The sequence below is a fragment of the Shewanella electrica genome, assembly GCF_022321485.1.
Taxonomy (GTDB): domain Bacteria; phylum Pseudomonadota; class Gammaproteobacteria; order Enterobacterales; family Shewanellaceae; genus Shewanella; species Shewanella electrica.
The window spans coordinates 1-247 of sequence record NZ_JAKOGG010000615.1; the positions used below are offsets into that span (position 1 = coordinate 1).

Genomic DNA, 247 nt, shown 5'->3' on the forward strand with positions numbered 1-247 from the left:
GACTACGCAAACGCAGAAGCATCATTTAAGCGAGGTTTAGATAGGTTCCCGACTGAGAACCCGACGTTTCACGTTGGTCTTGCCAGAATCGCCTTGCGCGAAGGTAGAGTTGGAGAAGCATCGAGGTTAATGGCTACGGCATCCGCGCTCGATGCAGGAGAAGCACAAGCTGGTTTTCTGAACACCTACGCCTGGATTCTCACTGCTCTCGGAGACTACGAGCAGTCGCTGAAGGTTTCTGCGGACG

General features: G+C 53.4%; 1 protein-coding gene. It reads left to right on the forward strand.

Annotation, left to right across the window (positions count from 1 at the left end; all coding sequences use genetic code 11):
* On the forward strand, positions 1–247 hold a 247-nt coding region (locus L9G74_RS23280; protein WP_369123398.1), incomplete at both ends, for a tetratricopeptide repeat protein.